Below are 16,382 nucleotides of genomic sequence, written 5' to 3'. Positions count from 1 at the left end.
GACAAGCCGATGCTCATCCTCATCGCCGGTCCCTACCGCTCCGGCACCGACGGCGACCCGCAGGCCATGGCCGCCAACCTCGCCCGCCTCGAAGCAGCGGCCTGGCCGATCTTCGCCGCGGGTCACCTCCCGGTGATCGGCGAATGGATCGCCCTGCCCGTCCTGCACTCGGCCGGCGCGGGCCCCACCGACCCCCTCGCCGACCAGGTGCTCTACCCGGCCGCCGACCGCCTGCTCGCCCACTGCGACGCCGTACTGCGCCTGCCCGGCGACTCCACCGGCGCCGACCAGGACGTCGCCACCGCCCGCCGACGCGGCCTGCCGGTCTACAGCGACGTGGCGGAGATCCCCCGCCGCACGCCGCACGGGGAGAGGGAGACGAAGGCATGAACGCCGACCGCACGAGGGGCGGCCTGAGCACCACCCCCGCGAAGGGACACCCGAGCGACCGACCCGGCGCCGACGCCCCCGACCACCGCGACCGACCCGGCGCCGAAGTCCCCGACCCTCGCGACCGACCCGGCGTCGGCGTCCCCGACCACCGCGGCCGGACCGGACTCGACCAGGCCGGGCGTGCCCTCGACCGGAACCCCGGCGTCGTGATCCGTGACGTCGAGCTGACCTCCCAGGGCTGGCACGTCCTGCGGCGGACCACCTTCGACTACCGCCGCCGCGACGGACGTTGGGTCATGGAGCAGCGCGAGACCTACGACCGGGGCAACGGCGCCGTCGTCCTGCCGTACGACACCGCACGCCGCACCGTGCTGCTCACCCGCCAGTTCCGCTACCCGGCCTACGTGAACGACCACCCCGACGGCATGCTCGTCGAAGCGGCGGCCGGGCTGCTCGACGCCGACGACCCGCTCACCGCGGTCCGCCGCGAGAGCGCCGAGGAACTCGGCGTCACCCTCGGCCCCCTCACCCATGTCCTCGACGCCTACATGAGCCCCGGCTCCGTCACCGAGCGCCTCCACTTCTTCGCCGCCCCCTACACTCCGGCCGACCGCACCGGGACCGGCGGCGGACTCGAAGAGGACGGCGAGGACATCGAGGTCCTCGAACTGCCCTTCACCGAGGCCCTCGCCATGACCCGCGACGGCCGCATCACCGACGGCAAGACCATCCTGCTCCTGCAATGGGCGGCCCTGGACGGCCCGTTCGCCTGAGACGCCCGGTTGCGGGGCGCGGAGTGCGGGATGCGAGGTCAGTCGGTGAGTGCGGCGCCGACTATGTCCTGGATGCGCTTGAGGACGTCACCGCTCCCCGTCGTGTTCAGCGAGTACACGACACGGTGCCGGAGGTCCTTCGTGGCGAAGAAGCCGTTGTCCCAGCCGGGGCGGGACCCCGTCTTGCCCCAGGCGGACTCCTTCTCGTTGAGCTTGTAGCGCATGAGTCCGCCGACGCTGAAGCAGGCGGGCCCGCCGAGGCAGTTCCTGTTGTCGGCGGAGCTCTTCACGTTCGGCACGTCGAAGACCAGCTTCTGCTGGGCGGGCGGGAGCAGACGTCCCCGGAACAACGCGGTGAAGAACCGGTCCAGGTCGGCGGCGGTGGAGATCATGCCGCCCTCCGCCCACGGGTAGGGGCTCTGCTCCGTGACGTCCTGCCCGGCGGCGTACACCGTCGCGTGGGGCGAGGGAATTCTCAGGTCGTCGGCGGCGGGCAGGCTGGTGCGGCGGAGGTGCAGCGGCCGGATGATCCTCCGCTCCAGCTCGCCGGCGAAGGAACGGCCGGTGACCTTCTCGACGAGCAGCCCGAGGGCGAGGGAGTTGAGCCCGTTGTACTGCTGCTCCGAGCCGGGAGCGGGCGGCGGCACGTTCGCCGCGGCGGCCGCGGCGAACGACTCCCGCAGGGAGTCCTCGGGCTTCACGGACTTGAACTGCCACCCGGGCCCGTCGTACGGGCCCGGGGTCCGGGCCGGCCTGGGAAACCCGCTGGTGTGGTCGAGGAGCTGGCGCACGGTGACCCCGTCGTACGCCTCGGGGAGCAGCTCGGGGAGGTATCTGCGCGCGGGGGCGTCGAGTGCTATCCGGTGCTCGGCGACGAGTTGGAGGACGACGGTGTTGGTGAACGTCTTGGTGACACTGCCGATCCGGAAATGAGCGTCGGCGGTGACCGGTCCGGCGGCCGCCCCCTTCCCGTCGTGTCTGATGACCGCACCCGCGATGACGCCATCGGGCAGGCGGCCGAGGATGTCCTTGACGGTGGTGCTCGTGGCCACCGGGGTCTCGGCCGGGGCGGTGCCGGCCCCCGTCGCCGCGAAGGCTGCGGGCACCGCCACGCCGGCGGTGAGAGCGGCGGCCAGGGCGAGGCTGGTGGCGGCGAGACGCGTGCGCATCGAGTTTCCTCCGGAGCGGTGCTGACGGGGCCTGCTGACACCCTCAACTCTGCTCCGTACAGCGGCCGTAGCCCATCGGTGATCACCCTGATCGGACCCTTACCGGCCCCTGCCCCGACCCCTGATCATGAACTGGGGGTGATCCCCCAGTTCATGGACGCAGGACCGGAAACCCGACCTCGGCCCACAGAGCACGGAGGGCAGGGAGCGCACGGAGGGCAGGGAGGGCAGGGAGCCCGCCGAGGGTGCTCGACCCGTCCTCGACGCAGCTGTCGTCCGTGCTCCATACGGCGGCGGCCTGGCTGCCGGAGTTGTCGACCGGCATCCAGCCAGGGTTCCCGGTGGTGGCGAAGTCGACCCAGGCGCGCACCATGCGGCGGCCCAGTTCGTGGTCGGCGGGGGTGGGCGTACCGCCGATGAGGAAGGCCATGGAGTCGTCGCCCTCGTTGCCGAAGGCGAAGGGGATGTCCGCGCAGTGCCAGGCCCGTACGACCCCGCCCGGCCCGGTGCGCCGACGGTCGAAGCGGGACAGGAACGCCCGGCCGCCGGCTCGGGCGTGAACCTCGGCGAGCCGGTTGCTGTACTCGCCGAACAGCAGGTCGCCGAAGACCGCGAGGTAGACGTCGAGCACCGGGGCATCGGGCATCGCGGCGCGATAGCCGTCCACCAGGCCACCGGGGAGACCGAAGTCCATGGCGAAGAGGCCGAGTTGCTCGTCGGTGGTGATCTTCGCGCAGCTGTCGACGGCGTCGAGCAGCCAGTACTCCTCCGTGGTGTGGCAGACCAGCAGGTCCACCCCGCGCGTCGCGCCGGCGGCCATCCCCGTGAGGGGGTCGGCGGGCAGGACGTCGCCGTCGAGGACCGGGGCGTAGAGCGAGGGGTCGTAGTGGCGGGATCCGGAGGCGGGGTCGCGCCGGTAGTCGTCGACGACCTGGTCGGAGGCGGTGACCAGGGCCTGCGGAGTCATGGAGGCCAGACCCTCGGGGGTGGTGGGGCAGCCCGCCGCTGCGGCGATCTCGCCGGTGGTCGCCGCGGCGATGTCGCGCGTGTAGTACGGGCTGGCGGCGCTGTGGGCGATGGCCCGGTGGAACAGGCCGCGGGCGCGGTCCATCACCATCAGGCAGGCGACCGAGGCGGCGCCGGAGGACTGGCCGGCGACGGTGACGTTGCCCGGATCGCCACCGAAGGCGGCGATGTTGTCCCTTACCCAGCGCAGGGCCGCGACCTGGTCGAGCAGGCCCCGATTGTCGGGGTGACCGGTGACGTCGCCGCCCGGGACGTGCCCGAAGCCCTCGAAGCCGATGCGGTAGTTGAGGGTGACGACGACAAGACCGGCGCGGGCGAGCGCTGTGCCGTCGAAGTCGGGCTGGGCCGAGGATCCGAGGGTGTAGGCGCCGCCGTGGATCCAGACCAGAACGGGCAGGCCGCCACCGTCGCCGGCCGGGGTCCATACGTTGACGCTGAGGATGTCCTCGTCGCCGGGGGACCACACGGGTGCGCCGGGCAGCTGCGCCGACTGCGGGGCGATCGGGCCGAACTCCGTACAGTCGCGCACGCCGGACCACGCGGGTGCCGGGAGGGGTTCGCGGAACCGGTTGGCACCGAACGGCGGAGCGGCATAGGGGATGCCGAGGACGGCGACGACATCGGCAGAGGGCCGAAACCCACGGACCGAACCGTTCTTCGTCTTGAAGGTGTCCATGGAGATGAGGGCTGCCTCTCGTGATGCCGGAGCGCCTGGGCGAGGAGGGGGGGTTGGGTGGGGCGGGGCTTCAGCTTTGCATCGCCCGGCGCGCGAGGGCCAACACCGAGATCACTAAGATTGACACACTCTCGATGTCAATCGGTCTCCTGCGCGCACGCCCGCGAATCCGCTGGACCGAGGCCCTTCGGGCGGGCGAGCCGAACCGCTCGGGTGCCGCCCTCACGCAGTGGGCGGGGTCCAGTCGGCGTCGCGGCCCAGGTACGCGAGGAGCGAGGCCGCCGGGTCGGTGGCCGGGTCCGGGGCCGGAGTGAGGGCCGCCGCGAAGGCGAAGCCGCGGAGAGGCTCGGCCAGGGCGTCCGCGGCGGGGCGCAGCGCCGCGGCGAGGTCGGGCGTCAGCGGGGAGGCCTGGCCGGTGGCGACCGCGATGTCCCAGGCGTGGACGGCCGCGTCGAGGGCGGCGGCGCCGACGGCGATCTCGGCGGTGACGCTGAACGGCGGCAGCGGGACGGCCACCTCCGCAGTCCCGGGAGCGACCCCGACGAAGGCCTCGGCGGCGGCGTCGAGGGCCGGCTCCAGCAGCTCCGCGAAGGTGCCGTTCACCGTGCCGGTGGGAGCGAAGGGGTCCTCCGCAGGGCCGGGCCCGCCGGTGAGGCGCGACGCGTAGGCCAGCTGGTCACCTGCCGCGTGCTGGAGCACCTGGCTGACGTTCCACTGGTCGCAGGGCGTCGGCCGGTCCCCGCCGTCGGCCGGAATGCCGTCGACGACGGAGCGGAGTGCGGCATGCGCCTGATCGAGGAGGTCCCACTTGGATGTGATCATGATCCAACCCTAGTGTCACCCTTCAGCCAAAGAGCCGAATTTCAGGGCGAGTTGTCGCCATGGAACCGGATGACGCGAATCCGGTATGACGGCGGCCCCCGCCGTAGGGCAGGGGCCGGAGGTTCGCCGGGGGGGGGGCGGGTCAGTGCGCGTCGGCGCGCGCGAACGCGGTGAACGCGGCCCAGGCGGTCGGCGTGGCCGTGAGCTCGCCCTGGGAGTGGTCCTTCGTGTCCCGGACGTGGATACGGGGGAGGTTGTCGGCCACTTCGATGCAGGCGTCGTTGTCGTTGCCGCTGTACCTGCTCTTGTGCCAGTTCGGGGAGGTGTCAGGCTGCGTGTTCCTTCGCGATGGCATGCATCAGTTCGCGTGACGCCCGGATCCCCAGTGCCACCTGCAGCAGGAGGTCGTGAACCCGCTGGAATCGCATGACGTCCGTAGGCTCCTCCGTGTAGTTACCCGTGACGAACCCCTCGGTGTACGCCCCTCGCTCTCCCTGCGGCAGGGTGAGAAGCGCGAAGGAGCCACTCACGGATGCGCTACTCGCGGGAAGTAGCTGGATGTTCACGTGGGGGCGTTCAGACATGGCAAGAAGATGCTCGACCTGCTCCCGCATCACCTGCCTGCCACCGATCTCGCGGCGCAGACAGGCTTCATCCAGCACGATCACCATCCACGGCGGGTCGGCCCTGTCGAGGACGACCTGCCGGTCCAGACGGGTTCGCACGTATCCATCGATCTGGGCAGCGTCACCCGCAAGGCCCGCTTCCATCGCTCCACGCGCATAGGCGCCGGTCTGGAGCAGGCCCGGCACGACGATGGAGAACTCGTGGATGGCAGTCGCTTCGAGCTGCCGCCGCATGTAGGTCTTCGCATAGTTGCGAACGTTCTGCCGACTGAGCACCTTCGCGTAGCTTCGAACACTCAACTGGTTGAGGATCTGAACAAGGTTCACCAAGGAGTCGCGCGGTAGCTGAAGCGCCCTTTCCAGCTTTCTCGCCAAGTCCCGATCAGGCGGGTCCTCGCCGCGCTCGATCTCGGAGATCCGGCTACCGCTGCTGAATACCTTGGCCGCCACGTACGTCTGCGTCCACTCACGCCCGAGCGCCAGGCGCGCCTCACGGACCATGCTTCCGAGGTACTGCTCGATGCTGTCCCCCGGGTCCAGTTCCTTCGCTCCTGGCATATGCCCCGTTCCTCACCTGTGCCTGGGAACCCAACTCCTAGCGAGCGTAGGACTGTCCACGTCATCGTGAAGGTGTTCCGGAGGAGATCCACCAGAAAGAGAGCCCTCCATGCGTACCCCCACGAACACGCCCCCCATCCGCCCCGTGTCCGAGCCGGAGGCCATCCGCGTCTACCGGGACCTCAAGGCCGCCATGGACGCGGCCGGGCTCCCCACCAACGGGCTCTACCGGGACGTCACCCACTCCCCCGGCGGCGACATCCACCGCTACGGGCTCGGGCTCGTCAGTCTCGGCGGGGCCAAGCGCCTCACCTTCCTCCTCAACTCCACCCGCACCACCGTGCCCGCCCCCGCCTCCACCCCGTGAGGTACCGCATCGGCGATGTCGTCACGGACGGACAGCGGGCACTGACCGGTCGAGTACGGGGCGTGCACGGGAATCTGCTCACCCTCGTCCGGCCCAGCGGTTACCTATGGGAAGCGGCGGTCGAACAGTGCTGGACGGCGAGCCCCGAGGAGCGGGAGAGCCTGACCCCGCGTGGAGCGCTGCGCGTCATCAGTACGTCGCCGGCGCGGCCCTCTTCCTGAGCGCGGTGGCCGTCGGCGCGTTGTGTGCCGCCCTCCTGGTGCTACTCCTCCCCGAGGAGCGGGGCGAGGGGGTCCTGGGTGAGACGGACCGGCGTGGCCAGGGCCTCGTCGTACGCAGGGCGAGGGAAGACGTACGGGCCCAGGGGCAGCTCTCCCCACTCCGGCCGGTGCGGCTGAGAGAAGCCGGACCAGGTGACCTCCGTCGCGGTGGCGCGGACCTGGGCGAGCAGGGGCCAGCACGCGTCGATCCCGCAGGAGCAGCCCAGGAGGTACACGGCTCCGGTGTCGCGGTCGCTGAGGTCCCGTGACGCGTGGCCGAGGAAGTGGGCCCGGGCCCGGGTGCCGTCGGCGTCCCCTGCATCGCCGGCGCCGCCGGCGTCCAGGTGCAGCGGGGCATGCTGACGCAGCAGGAACTGTTCGCGTTCCTGCGGGGTGTCGTCGTCCTCGTCGAGCTCCCGACTCCAGAGGGCGCGCGTGGCCTCCGCCACGAGGAAGCGCAGGTCGGTGCCGTCGATCCGGATGCCCCAGGCGGTGAGGTGCGGGTAGCCGGGGTGGGGGTGGCGCAGGAACTCCACCCGGTGCGGAACGGTCGGCGGACTCATGCACCCCATCCTGCGGCGCCCTCCCGCCCGGCTCCACCGAGTATCGCGGGGGGGGCACGCGGATCCCGGGCCTCGGCCGACCACGAGCAGGAAGCGGGGAGGCACCTGGGCGGGCGCAGCCTGCCAGGGCTCTTCCTGACTCGCCCAGGAGGGGACCAATGCACACACGTTCTGTTCCCCATCGGCTCTACTCGACGCAACCGAGTCACCCGAGTCATACGAATCACCCGGGTCACCCAAGCCTCCCGATGCCGAAAGGACCCACAACGTGACGAACGACGATCTCGACACCGCCCTCCGCTCCATGCCCACGCCTGAATTCACCTCTGGCATGGTCATCGACGCGGACTTCATCGAGCCCGGCGAGAAGATCACCGCCGACAGCCCCGAGCTCGCGCGACTGGCGCTCTACCTCCGGCAACTCCACTTCCTGCTCAAGCATCCGGAGTCCCCCAAGAGGATCGCCGAGTCCGACCTCAAGGCGTTTCGCGACACCTTCTACGCGCACGGCGCGTGGCTCGACGGGAACAAGGACGCGACCCCCGACCAGTACGCGGCCCAGCTCCAGAGCCTTCGCTCCCTCTGTGACCCGATCCTGACCACCTACGGATGGAGCCTCGACTGACGGGCTTCATGCGGAGGCGGATGCGCCTTCGCGTCGTTCGTCGGCGAACGCGAGAGCGGAGGTGAGGCCTTCCGTGAAGGCGAGGAAGTCCCGGGCGAGGGGCAGTTCCTCGCCGTCGTCCACATCGAACCAGGTCACGGACGGCTCCTCGTGTCGGCCGCCGGTTCGGTAGTCCAGCCCGATCCAGTAGTGGCCGTCGCCCGAGAGCAGTACGACGTCCTCGGGCAGGCCCCATTCCTCGACCAGGTACGGGCTGTCCAGCAGGGACAGCGTGTGTGTCCGCTCCTCCCTGTCGCCGATGCCCATCACCAGGCCGAAGGGGACGTGGTCCGGCGCCCATGAGGTCGGGCGGCTGGTGGGAAACGCGTCCCTGTCCGCGGCGACCAGGCCTCCGTTCCGTTCACGGAGGAGGTCGAGCAGGGAGACGGGGAGCGTGACGTTCAGCAGCCGCTCTGCCTCCAGAATCGCCTCATCGGTGAGGGGCGGCTGCACTCCGTGTTCACTGCTGATGTCCCAGAACGGGTGCGGGAGACCCTCCCTGTGCGCCGTGAACGTCATGGGTGTCATGGGCGTCATCGTACGAACCAGGCCCCCGTCCCGCCCCCGTCCGCCCCCTGCGTCAGAGATCGGTCGGCGACAGGCCCAAGTGGTCGTGCCAGGCCCGGCGGCCCGTGTCCGTGAGCGCCAGCGCGCGGGTCGTGCCGATTCGTTTCATCCAGCCCTCGCCGAGCGCGTGGCCGCACAGGGCCGCTCCCACCGCCCCCGCCAGGTGCGGGCGGCGTTCGGTCCAGTCCAGGCACGCGCGGACCGGTGGGCGGCGCGAGCCGCCCGGCAGCGTGATGCCGGCGTCCGCCAGCCAGGCCGCGCCCTCTCCCGTCAGACTCGGCTCGGGCCCCCATTCCAGCAGGCCGCGCCCCACCATCGCGTCCGTGATCGCCAGCGCGACCGTGCCGGCGAGGTGGTCGTAACAGAGGCGCGCACGAGCCAGTGCCTGCCGGCGGCCCGACGCCGACAGCGAGCCGGGCCGGGTGGTGCGCCGCGGCGCCAGTACGGCCATGCTCTCGATCAGCTCGATCACCCGGCGGTCCGCCACGCGCAGGTACCGGTGGCGACCGTGCCGCTCCTCGACAAGGAGTCCGCCGCCGACCAGCCGGTTCAGGTGCGACGTCGCCGTCGAGGGCGCCACCCCGGCGTACCGGGCCAGCTCGTTCGCCGTCCACGCCCGCCCGTCGAGCAGCGCCAGGCAGAACGCCGCCCGGGTCCCGTCGGCCAGCAGCCTCGCCACCGCCGCCAGGTCCACGCCCACGTCCTGACCTGCGCGCTCGATGTCCATGCCGTCCGTGCCGCCCATGCCTTCGATTGTCGCCGTCGTCGGTTCGACGTGCGTCGAAGTGTCCGCGCCTTAACTTCGCCGGATCCGGCCCCGCACCCCCGCGGGCCCCACCAGTAACCGGAGGAACCGTGCCCACATCCCACGCGCCGCTCGTCACCGACTCGCCGACCCCCGCCGACACCGCGGTGATCTCCGACGCCCTCGACCGGTTCAACATCGAGACCTCGGGAGTCGACGACCGCAGACCCCTCGCCGTTCTCGTCCGCGACCCCGAGACGCGGCAGGTGATCGGCGGGCTGACCGGGCGCACCTCGCTCGGGCTGTTCTTCGTCGATCTCTTCTTCCTGCCGGCCGAGCTGCGCGGCGGCGGGCTGGGCACGGAAATCCTCCGGCAGGCCGAGGACGAGGCTCGTGCCCGCGGCTGCCGCTCGGCCGTGCTCTACACGGTCTCCTTCCAGGCCCCCGGCTTCTACCGGAAGCAGGGATGGAAGCTCCTCGGAGAGGTCCCCTGCGATCCGCCGGGCACCAGCCGCGTCTTCATGACCAAGGACCTCGCCACGCGGGAGGCGCTTCGCAGTCCGGCTCCTTCTGCGCGAAGGCCATGAACCCCCAGTCAGCCCCCCGCCCACGACGACCGTCGACGTACGTCGCCCGTCGTCGCTCGTAACTCGCCCTACGGGCCGCTGGGTTGATCTTCGCTGTTACGGTCGTCCCCATGGCCACCAAGACACTGCAGATCCCCACCCAAGACGGCCAGGCCGACGCCTTCGCCGCCTTCCCCGACGACGGCGCGCAGCACCCGGGCGTGCTCCTCTACATGGACGTCTTCGGGCTGCGGCCCCGCCTGGAGGAGATGGCGCGCGAACTGGCGGGGCACGGGTACTTCGTGCTCGTCCCCCACGTCTACTACCGGGACGGGCAGGCGCCCCTCATCGACCTTCCCGAGCTCATCGGGGACGAGGACCGGCCCGCGCTCTTCGAACAGCTCATGCCCTTCTACGTCGCGCACACCACCGAACGCGCCCTGCGCGACGCCGACGCCTACCTCACGTTCCTCACCGGCCGGCCCGAGGTCGCCGCCGGGCCCGTCGCCGCCATCGGCTACTGCATGGGCGCCGTCCTGGCGATGCGTACCGCCGCGGCCCACTCGGACCGGGTGGCCGCCGTCGCCGGATTCCACCCCGGCGCGCTGACCACGGAGGCGCCCGACAGCCCGCACCTCCTCGCCCCGAAGGTCACTGCCGAGGTCCATTTCGGCGTCGCCGAGGGCGACATGACGCCCGAGGAGTTCGGCGGGCTCAACGAGAGCCTCGAAGCCGCCGGGGTTCGCCACACCAACGAGATCTACCCCGGCACCGTCCACGGCTTCACCATGGCCGACACCAGCGCCTTCAGCCCGGACGGGACGCAGCGCCACTGGGACCGCCTGCTGCCCCTCCTCGAACGCACCCTCACGAACTGATCGTTCTCGCCGTGCGGGGCCCCATGACCGGGTCCGCCGCACGCCGACGCACCCCAGGGGGAGGCGGCAAGTGCCACGGCTCCCGGCCGAAGCCGTGGTGCCTGCTCAGCCGGGCAGCGTGACGAGCCCCGCCTCGTAGGCGGTGATCACGAGCTGGACCCGGTCCCGGGCGCCCAACTTGGTGAGCAGGCGTGACACGTGCGACTTGGCGGTGGCCACCGTGATGAAGAGGTCCTCCGCGATCTCGGTGTTCGTCCGGCCGCGCCCGATGAGGGTCAGGACCTCCCGTTCCCGCTCGGTGATGCCCTCGACCTGACGTGGGGAGCGCCGCGTGGGGCGCCCGGCGAAGTCGGCGATCAGCCGGCGCGTGACCGCCGGTGCGATCAGCGCGTCGCCGACGGCGACCACACGGATCGCCGCGAGGATGTCGTTCAGCGCCATGTCCTTGACCACGAAGCCGCTCGCTCCGGCCCGCAGCGCGCCGTAGACGTAGTCGTCCTCGTCGAACGTGGTCAGGACGAGGACACGCGTCGCGGTCGGGCCGGCGGTGATCAGGCGGGTGGCCTCGATCCCGTCCATGCCGGGCATCCGGATGTCCATCACCACGACGTCGGGGTCGGTGTCCCTGACCAGTCGGACCGCCTCGGCGCCCGTCGCGGCTTCACCGACGACCTCCAGGTCGGGGTGATCGGCCATGACCAGGCGCAGGCCGGACCGCACCAGTGGCTGGTCGTCGGCGAGTACGACGCGTACAGGACCGGCCGTCATCGGGCCTCCACCGAGACGCCGACGGAGGCGGGCAGCGGCAGCCGGGCCGTCACCCGGAAACCCCCCTCGGGGCGCGTCCCGGCACTGAATTCTCCGTGCAACAGGGCTACCCGCTCCCGCATGCCCACGAGTCCGAAGCCGTGGGCCGGGCCGTTCTCGGTGGCACCGTGCCCGTCGTCGACGACCTCCACGGACAGCTCCTCGTTCCCGTAGTCGATGAGCACCCGACAGCGTCCGGTGCCCGCGTGGCGGACCACGTTGGTCAGCGCCTCCTGAACGATACGGAAGGCCGACAGGTCGATGTCGGCCGGCAGGGGGCGCTCCTCCCCGCCGCGGCGCACCTCCACCCGTACTCCCGCGTCGGCCGTGGCCGCCGCCAGCCGGTCGAGGTCCGCCAGACCCGGCGAGGGCGCGAGGGCAGCCGGGTTCCCCGAGGCCGTCGCGTCCGGGTCCGCCTGACGGAGTGCCACCAAGGTGCGGCGAAGGCCCGACAGGGTCTCCCTGCTGGTGACCTCGATGGCCCGCAATGCCTCACCGGCCTCCGCGGGCCGGGTCCGGATGACCTGGCTCGCCGCCCCGGCCTGGATGGCGATGATGCCGATGCTGTGCGCGACCATGTCGTGCAACTCCCGTGCGATCCGCAGCCTTTCGGCGATCACGGCCTCGGCCGTCTCCTTCGAGCGCAGCGCCACCGCGTGCTCGCGACGCTCGCGGCTCAACCGTCCACCCGTGCAGGCCGTGGCCATCGCCAGGAGGGCGATCACGACGTTGACGGTCAGATCGTCCCCGTGCGAGAAGCCGCCGATGACCAGGAGTTGGACGACGAGAGATCCGGCCACGGCGACCATCGAGGTTCGCCGCGCGCAGGTGGCGACGATGACGCCCAGGACGAGGTCCGCCGCCAGATACGACAGGAACTGGCCCTGATACGAGGCCGACAGACTCGCACGGGAGCCCGGGGGGCCCACCACCACCGCGGTGGACCCGAAGAGCGCCATGGACAGGGCCAGGAGCGGCGCGCGGCGCAGCACACCGACGAGCAGGCTCGCCGCAAGCAGTGCCCCGAGACCGTGGACCGTGCCCGAAACCCGCGGTGCACCCCCCACGAGCAGACCCACCGCGAGGAGATACAGCGCACCTCCCACCCAGGCCGTGGTCTTCGTGCTCGTCATCTCTGGTGCGGCCTCTCGGGAGGAAGACCGCGCTGTGCGACGCACACGAGGAGCGAGGCGGTCGGTATGGCATCCATCCCGCGAGACTATCCAGCCGCCGCCCCCGCGGAATCAGCCCGCGGACGTACGACCACGGGCGAAGGCGACCGCACCATTGCCACCCACGGCCCCATGACCGGGCGAGGCCCTCCCGGCAGGGTTGTCGCTGTGATCGAAGTCAACGAACTCACCAAGCACTTCGGCGGCAAGACCGCCGTGGACCAGCTGTCCTTCACCGTGCGACCGGGCCAGGTCACCGGTTTCCTCGGCCCCAACGGAGCCGGCAAGACCACCACCCTGCGGATGATCCTCGGCCTGGACGCGCCCACCGGCGGCGCCGCCACCGTCAGCGGCGTCCCCTTCCGCAGCCACCCGCGCGGTCTGCGGCACGTCGGCGCACTCCTCGACGCGGGCCAGGTCCACGGGGGACGCACCGCCGCGGCCCATCTGTCCGCCCTGGCCCGCAGCAACGGGATCTCCTCGCGCCGGGTGGACGACGTGCTGCACGAGGTGGGCCTGGTCGAGGCCGCGCACCGCCGCGTCGGCGGCTTCTCGCTCGGCATGAAGCAGCGGCTCGGGATCGCCACCGCACTGCTCGGCGACCCACCGGTGCTGATGTTCGACGAGCCGGTCAACGGCATGGACCCGGAGGGCGTGCTCTGGATGCGCCGCCTCTTCCGGCGCCTCGCGGCCGAGGGCCGTACGGTCTTCCTCTCCAGCCACCTCATGTCGGAGATGGAGAACACCGCCGACCAGCTCGTCGTCATCGGCCGGGGCCGGCTCATCGCCGCCGAATCGGTAGGGGACTTCGCGGCCCGCAGCACCCGTCTCAGCGTCGTCGTGTGCACCCCGCAGGTCGCCGAGCTGACAGCGGTACTGACCACCGCAGGCGCCTCGGTCGAGCCGGAGGGCTCACCAGGCACCGAGAAACTCGCCGTGACCGGGCTGCCGGCGGACCGGATCGGCGCACTCGCCTTCGAGAACCGGATCCCGATCCACGAACTGACCACCCGGACCGCCTCACTGGAGGAGGCATTCATGGAACTCACCGCCGACAGCGTCGAATACCAGGCAGGGCAGCCCCGATGACCACAGCCACCGCCGTCCCCGCAGCCGCCTCGTCCGCGGCCGTCGCCGAGCCGCCCGCCCGCTTCCGCGACCTGCTCGCCTCCGAGTGGATCAAGACATGGTCCCTGCGCTCGATCCCGTGGACGCTCGGGCTCACCGCCCTGTTCGTCATAGGGTCCGCCGCCGTGGCGGCGCTGGCGGAGATCAACAACCTCCGGACGATGAGCCCGACCGCGAAGGCCGACCAGGGATTCCTCGTGTTCGACGCGTTCCCCGCGGCCGGTTACATGACGCTGATGCTCGTCGCCGGAAGCGTCGGCGCCCTCACCGTCGTGAGCGAGTACAGCAGCGGCCTGATGCGCACCACCACCGTGGCCGTACCCGCCCGTGGTGCGGTGGTGCTGGCCAAAGCGGTCGTCACCGCCGTGCTCTGGACCGCGGTCGGCACGGTCGTCTCCACCAGCGGCTTCCTGGTCTCCCAGACCATCCTGAACGGACAGCAGGCCGGGGTTCCGCTCACCCATCCCGGAGTGCTCCGGGCACTGGTGGCGTCCGCCCTGCTGGCCCCGGTCTGCGCACTGATCGGCCTCGGCTTCGGCGCTCTGATCAGGCACAGCGCCACCACCATGGTCACCAGCGCCTTCACCTTGGTGATGCTGCCGCCGATCTTCTCGCAGAGCGCACGCTGGTCCGCCGCCATCAGCCACGCGATGCCGGTCACGGCGTGGAAGCGCCTGGCCCAGAACTGGGCACCGGATCCCCATTCGCTCGCCTACAGCGCCACCGTCCCCGGCTCGTGGGCCGTGTACGCGCTCTGGCCGCTGATCGCGGTCGCACTCGCCGTGGTCGTCGTGCGGCACCGCGACGTGTGAGTGCCTCCGTGACGGGCACGCCCGGTCCGCAGGCGCCCGGCACAGCGCGTGCGTGGCCGCCCGCGCTCTCGTCGCCGGCTTCCCGATCCTCTCCCCGCACCTCCGGCGCGTTCCGCCCGGCATGCGCGACGAGTTGGGCCTGCTCGCCGCCCGATGGCTCGACGCCGGGCAGACGTGAACCGGACGCCCCCTACTGCGGGTACAGGGCCGAGATGGCGCTCTCCGAGTCGGCCCGCCAGTACGACACGCGGGCGCCCTTGTCCACGTACACGCCCTTCGCGGGCAGTTCGAGGAGCATGCCGTCCTTGGTGTCGGCGGGCGGCAGTTCCTTGCCCTGGGGGGCCTTGATCAGCATCTTCTCGAAAGAGGCGACCTCCTTGCTGCCCGAGCGGGCCAGCACGCCCGCGTAGGCCTCCTTGCCCGGACCGAGGACGATCACGGACTGCGGCTTGGAGCTCTTCACGACCGACAGGTACGGCAGCTCGTTGCCGAACTTGACCATCGGGTAGTGGTAGAGCTTGCACGGCTTGTCGCTGGTGTTGGTGATGACGAGTTCGAGCTTCGAGTCGTCCTTCACGGGCGGCAGCGCCCAGTCCGCCTTCACCTCCGTGTTCAGGTCCGAGCAGATGCCGTCCTTCGGCTCCCAGTCCGTCTCGCCCGTCGTGCCCGGCGGCTCGCTCGCGGACGGCGAGCCGTCGGTGCTGCCCGAGTCGCCCGGCTGCGTCGACGGCGACGCGGGGCCGGTCGTGGGCGCCGTCGGTTCGCTCGCGGGGGCCGTCGACCTGGTCGGCGACGGCGGGGTCCCGCCCGCCTCGTCGTCGCTCGGCCCGCAGGCCGTGGCCGAAAGAAGCGCGGCGGCGGTCAGCCCCAGGGCGCCGACCTTCCATGTGCGTCGGGTGTTCCTACGGACGGTGCTCATTTCACGATCCCCCGTGACTCTTGGCCTGCGTGTACGCACACTGCGTGGCTCAGGATGAGGCGCGCCGTCGTCGAAATCACGACCCACAAGGGGATCGTTACCGAGCACGGACAGGGAACGGACGCTTCCGGACCGGTGGCCGGATCCCGGGTCCCCTACTGCCCCAACCGGTATCGGATCTTCCTGACCAACTGTGCACCGTGCTGGGGGGGTCAGCGGTAGATCAGGAGTTCGTGTTCTGTGGCTCCTGTCAGTTCGTAGCGGGTTCTCACCAGTGGGCGGCCCGCGTAGATGCGGATCAGGGTGGAGGCGTCGCCCTTGAAGGTTGCCGCCGGGCGGCCTTCTATTTCGTTGCCCAGTGCCACCGGGGTGACCTCCCGGCCCTCCACCTCCAGGACGCCGACCAGCCTCGGGGTCTCCCGTTTGCGGCTCGTCACCGACAGGAGGGGGAGCGCCAGCTCCAGCGCCTTGCCGCAGTACGCGCCCGGTTCGCCGAAGGCCTCCCTCACGTCTCCCGCGTGGACCCATTCGCCGAGCGCCACCGCGTCGAGCCGGCCGTCCTCACGCCGGGCGATGACCGGGCCCGCTTCGGTCAGGCCGCGTTCCAGTTCGTCGAGGATGCGACCCAGCGGCCAGTCCTCGCGTTCGGCGACGTCGCAGGCGTTCGCCTCGGGCAGGAACACGCCCTCCTCCAGGCGGTCCTCGACGATCCTGACCAGGGCCGCACCACAGTGGGCGAGGACCTGCCGCGCCGTCCACCCGGGGCACGCGGTGCGGAGCTCGTACGCCTCCTCGGGTGTCCGGCGCAGCAAGGGCATCAGCAGGTCCCGTTCCGTCTTCAGGAGACGGTCGGGGAGCCACGGGTCGCGCCCGTCATCGTTCGTACACATC

21 protein-coding genes are annotated in these 16,382 nt (G+C 71.2%); 9 read left to right on the top strand and 12 right to left on the bottom strand.

What is annotated here, in order from left to right:
• Positions 1 to 9: 9 nt before the first annotated feature.
• On the top strand, positions 10 to 390 hold the full coding sequence (locus OG514_RS15300) for a DUF4406 domain-containing protein (RefSeq protein WP_266900855.1): 381 nt from the start codon (positions 10 to 12) through the stop codon (positions 388 to 390).
• A complete protein-coding gene (locus OG514_RS15295; RefSeq protein WP_266894875.1) occupies positions 387 to 1,166 on the top strand; it encodes an NUDIX domain-containing protein in 780 nt (259 codons plus the stop codon). Before OG514_RS15300 ends, OG514_RS15295 begins: the two co-directional genes overlap by 4 nt.
• A gap of 38 nt (positions 1,167 to 1,204) precedes the next feature.
• Here OG514_RS15295 and OG514_RS15290 read toward each other — a convergent pair whose 3' ends face one another.
• From OG514_RS15290 to OG514_RS15270, 5 genes are all read right to left on the bottom strand, one after another.
• The gene (locus OG514_RS15290) at positions 1,205 to 2,335 is read right to left on the bottom strand and encodes a serine hydrolase (RefSeq protein WP_266894873.1); all 1,131 of its coding nucleotides are present in this window, start codon (positions 2,333 to 2,335) and stop codon (positions 1,205 to 1,207) included.
• A gap of 151 nt (positions 2,336 to 2,486) precedes the next feature.
• Entirely contained in the window at positions 2,487 to 4,037 is a 1,551-nt protein-coding gene (locus tag OG514_RS15285) for a carboxylesterase/lipase family protein (protein ID WP_266894871.1), read from the bottom strand.
• A gap of 222 nt (positions 4,038 to 4,259) precedes the next feature.
• Entirely contained in the window at positions 4,260 to 4,859 is a 600-nt protein-coding gene (locus tag OG514_RS15280; protein ID WP_266894869.1) for a TIGR03086 family metal-binding protein, read from the bottom strand.
• A 142-nt stretch (positions 4,860 to 5,001) separates the two neighbouring features.
• A complete protein-coding gene (locus tag OG514_RS15275) occupies positions 5,002 to 5,214 on the bottom strand; it encodes a DUF397 domain-containing protein (RefSeq protein WP_266894867.1) in 213 nt (70 codons plus the stop codon).
• Complete coding sequence (locus tag OG514_RS15270) at positions 5,186 to 6,043, bottom strand: helix-turn-helix transcriptional regulator (RefSeq protein WP_266894865.1); 858 nt, start codon at positions 6,041 to 6,043, stop codon at positions 5,186 to 5,188. Before OG514_RS15270 ends, OG514_RS15275 begins: the two co-directional genes overlap by 29 nt.
• A 109-nt stretch (positions 6,044 to 6,152) precedes the next feature.
• Between OG514_RS15270 and OG514_RS15265 the strand changes: the two genes are divergently transcribed.
• On the top strand, positions 6,153 to 6,410 hold the full coding sequence (locus OG514_RS15265; protein ID WP_266894863.1) for a hypothetical protein: 258 nt from the start codon (positions 6,153 to 6,155) through the stop codon (positions 6,408 to 6,410).
• A 262-nt stretch (positions 6,411 to 6,672) separates the two neighbouring features.
• Here the strand turns inward: OG514_RS15265 and OG514_RS15260 are convergent, their stop codons facing one another.
• A complete protein-coding gene (locus tag OG514_RS15260; RefSeq protein WP_266894861.1) occupies positions 6,673 to 7,233 on the bottom strand; it encodes a hypothetical protein in 561 nt (186 codons plus the stop codon).
• Positions 7,234 to 7,501: 268 nt separating this feature from the next.
• On the opposite strand from OG514_RS15260, the gene OG514_RS15255 reads away from it, so the two are divergent.
• Positions 7,502 to 7,858 (top strand): hypothetical protein, encoded by a 357-nt coding sequence (locus OG514_RS15255; protein WP_266894859.1) that lies wholly within the window; start codon positions 7,502 to 7,504, stop codon positions 7,856 to 7,858.
• A gap of 6 nt (positions 7,859 to 7,864) precedes the next feature.
• On the opposite strand, the gene OG514_RS15250 is transcribed toward OG514_RS15255, so the two are convergent.
• Together OG514_RS15250 and OG514_RS15245 are read right to left on the bottom strand one after the other, a co-directional pair.
• Positions 7,865 to 8,425 (bottom strand): SMI1/KNR4 family protein, encoded by a 561-nt coding sequence (locus OG514_RS15250; protein ID WP_266894857.1) that lies wholly within the window; start codon positions 8,423 to 8,425, stop codon positions 7,865 to 7,867.
• Between the two features lie 52 nt (positions 8,426 to 8,477).
• Positions 8,478 to 9,209 carry a helix-turn-helix transcriptional regulator gene (locus OG514_RS15245; RefSeq protein ID WP_266894855.1) on the bottom strand — a complete coding sequence of 244 codons (732 nt, stop codon included), beginning with the start codon at positions 9,207 to 9,209 and terminating at the stop codon, positions 8,478 to 8,480.
• 110 nt (positions 9,210 to 9,319) lie between these two features.
• Between OG514_RS15245 and OG514_RS15240 the strand changes: the two genes are divergently transcribed.
• Positions 9,320 to 9,796, top strand: a complete 477-nt coding sequence (locus OG514_RS15240) for a GNAT family N-acetyltransferase (protein WP_266894853.1) — start codon at positions 9,320 to 9,322, stop codon at positions 9,794 to 9,796.
• Between the two features lie 110 nt (positions 9,797 to 9,906).
• A complete protein-coding gene (locus OG514_RS15235) occupies positions 9,907 to 10,653 on the top strand; it encodes a dienelactone hydrolase family protein (RefSeq protein ID WP_266894852.1) in 747 nt (248 codons plus the stop codon).
• Positions 10,654 to 10,758: 105 nt separating this feature from the next.
• Here the strand turns inward: OG514_RS15235 and OG514_RS15230 are convergent, their stop codons facing one another.
• Both OG514_RS15230 and OG514_RS15225 read right to left on the bottom strand, forming a co-directional pair.
• Positions 10,759 to 11,421 carry a response regulator transcription factor gene (locus tag OG514_RS15230; RefSeq protein WP_266894851.1) on the bottom strand — a complete coding sequence of 221 codons (663 nt, stop codon included), beginning with the start codon at positions 11,419 to 11,421 and terminating at the stop codon, positions 10,759 to 10,761.
• Positions 11,418 to 12,593 (bottom strand): sensor histidine kinase, encoded by a 1,176-nt coding sequence (locus OG514_RS15225; RefSeq protein ID WP_266894850.1) that lies wholly within the window; start codon positions 12,591 to 12,593, stop codon positions 11,418 to 11,420. The genes OG514_RS15230 and OG514_RS15225 overlap by 4 nt, the downstream gene beginning before the upstream one ends.
• A 207-nt stretch (positions 12,594 to 12,800) precedes the next feature.
• On the opposite strand from OG514_RS15225, the gene OG514_RS15220 reads away from it, so the two are divergent.
• From OG514_RS15220 to OG514_RS15210, 3 genes are read left to right on the top strand one after another with little or no spacing between them, the layout of a single operon-like run.
• Positions 12,801 to 13,721, top strand: a complete 921-nt coding sequence (locus OG514_RS15220; RefSeq protein ID WP_266894849.1) for an ABC transporter ATP-binding protein — start codon at positions 12,801 to 12,803, stop codon at positions 13,719 to 13,721.
• Positions 13,718 to 14,572, top strand: coding sequence for an ABC transporter permease (locus OG514_RS15215; RefSeq protein ID WP_266894848.1), 855 nt, complete (start codon positions 13,718 to 13,720; stop codon positions 14,570 to 14,572). Before OG514_RS15220 ends, OG514_RS15215 begins: the two co-directional genes overlap by 4 nt.
• 52 nt (positions 14,573 to 14,624) lie before the next feature.
• Complete coding sequence (locus OG514_RS15210) at positions 14,625 to 14,750, top strand: hypothetical protein (RefSeq protein ID WP_266894847.1); 126 nt, start codon at positions 14,625 to 14,627, stop codon at positions 14,748 to 14,750.
• A gap of 12 nt (positions 14,751 to 14,762) precedes the next feature.
• On the opposite strand, the gene OG514_RS15205 is transcribed toward OG514_RS15210, so the two are convergent.
• A complete protein-coding gene (locus OG514_RS15205) occupies positions 14,763 to 15,491 on the bottom strand; it encodes a DUF4232 domain-containing protein (RefSeq protein ID WP_266894846.1) in 729 nt (242 codons plus the stop codon).
• A gap of 212 nt (positions 15,492 to 15,703) precedes the next feature.
• Entirely contained in the window at positions 15,704 to 16,381 is a 678-nt protein-coding gene (locus OG514_RS15200) for a maleylpyruvate isomerase family mycothiol-dependent enzyme (RefSeq protein WP_266894845.1), read from the bottom strand.
• Position 16,382: the final 1 nt, after the last annotated feature.

This window comes from Streptomyces sp. NBC_00572 (genome assembly GCF_026341815.1).
In the GTDB taxonomy this organism is placed as follows: domain Bacteria; phylum Actinomycetota; class Actinomycetes; order Streptomycetales; family Streptomycetaceae; genus Streptomyces.
The sequence above is the reverse complement of the archived record's forward strand: the minus strand, read 5'-3'. Positions and strand labels throughout refer to the sequence as shown.